Source organism: Rhodopirellula europaea 6C, from assembly GCF_000338295.1.
Taxonomy (GTDB): Bacteria; Planctomycetota; Planctomycetia; order Pirellulales; family Pirellulaceae; genus Rhodopirellula; species Rhodopirellula europaea.
Genome location: NZ_ANMO01000145.1, coordinates 1 through 1,385, shown reverse-complemented (window position 1 = coordinate 1,385; position 1,385 = coordinate 1). Strand labels below are relative to the sequence as shown.

The window sequence follows — 1,385 nt, the reverse complement described above, 5'->3', positions numbered from 1 at the left end:
GAACGCAAACAGGCTCACACCCGAGTTGTCTTCGACCGCATAAGCACGGACACCGTTGGATTGCAGCCAAGTGACGATTGCGTGAGCTTCCAAGTTGCCGCTGGCGGTGTAGGCAAGCGTCGGTGTGGCAAGTGTCTCTGCATCGTGAGGCTCGGGCGACGATGGCGTTTCAGAACCGTCTTTCATTTGGCATCCTCTCCGCGGTGTTCGGGCGATCACAGTTGTCGAGAAGTTCAGTTAGACAATCCTAATTGGTCCGCAAGCTGACTAAGTGCTGGCCGCCGGTGTTGGTGATTTCCGTTTGCACTTTCAGCCCCGGTGCGAGCCGTGAAAGTCGATCGACGAGCCACTCGGCTACCGCGTCGGCATCTTCGCGGGTCGGGCAACGAGCCATCGCCTCGCGACCACCTTTTCGCTGCAGCCGCTCGGCTGCAGCAGTGATCGGAGCCGGATCGACAACGATGAGATGATCCGGCCAAGGCACGACTGAATCGTTCGAGCCTTTGCCGGTGTTGCAACTCTTGTGAGCCAAGCGTTCGGTCGGCAGGTCACCTTTGTCCTGTTTCTTTTTCTTGGCTCGGCCCTTGCTGATGCGTGTGTCCAAGCTCGCACCGCGAGGGTCGTTGGGCGACATGTCGGGATCCACCGGTTCGTCGCACAACCAGCATCGCCAGCCATCGGCTTCGCCCACATCCTGAAGTTGTCCCATCGGTTTTCGGCTCTCGATTGCATGGTTTCGGTTCGATTTTGAATTGCATCAAGGTACCGTGGCCCGCCGCCTCGAGAAGGGCGAGTCCAATGCCAAGCCTTTGCAGAGAACCGACCGCGGACGATTACCGATTCGGTCTCGAAGGGCCAATGTAGCTCTTCGCGATGACAACGTTGTCGAAGTAGACGATGTTCTCGGATTGCTTGGTCCAGCGATCTGTTACATAGCTTTCCAGCGTCAATGCGTTGGCAAATAGCGTGGGGCTTGTTCGCCAGTTGAAACCTGTCCAATGCCCACGCAGCTCACCGTCGATCCAGTAGGCTTGCTGGCCATCGTTCTCTCCGGGCGTGTTGTGCTGAATCATGAACTCAACACAAATCCAATCGCCACGCTGAATGTTCGGTTGTGATTTCGGGCGAAATCCGTTGCCCCAGTATTTGCCGTCGGGGCTCGCTTTCATCGTGTGCCAGTAGCTGTAAAAGTTCCAGCGTCCTGGCGGAGACCACTTGCCCCAATTCCCCCACGGTTCAATGGCGGTTGAGAAACGCTCCTTTCCATCTGGCAACAACCCGGCTCCACCGAATCCACTCCAACGGTCTTTGCCCTGCAGTGACTTGTTTGCACGAAGCGTACAAAAATGGTGGACGTAGTCGCAGTCTTCGTCGAACTTCGTGTA

1 protein-coding gene and 2 pseudogenes are annotated in these 1,385 nt (G+C 56.8%); all 3 read right to left on the bottom strand.

Going from position 1 to position 1,385, the window contains the following annotated elements:
* A pseudogene (locus tag RE6C_RS15570) lies at positions 1–186 on the bottom strand (DUF2007 domain-containing protein); the annotation flags it as partial.
* Positions 187–247: 61 nt separating this feature from the next.
* On the bottom strand, positions 248–709 hold the full coding sequence (locus RE6C_RS15565; RefSeq protein ID WP_008657981.1) for a hypothetical protein: 462 nt from the start codon (positions 707–709) through the stop codon (positions 248–250).
* 124 nt (positions 710–833) lie between these two features.
* Positions 834–1,385, bottom strand: a pseudogene (locus RE6C_RS15560) (hypothetical protein); the annotation flags it as partial.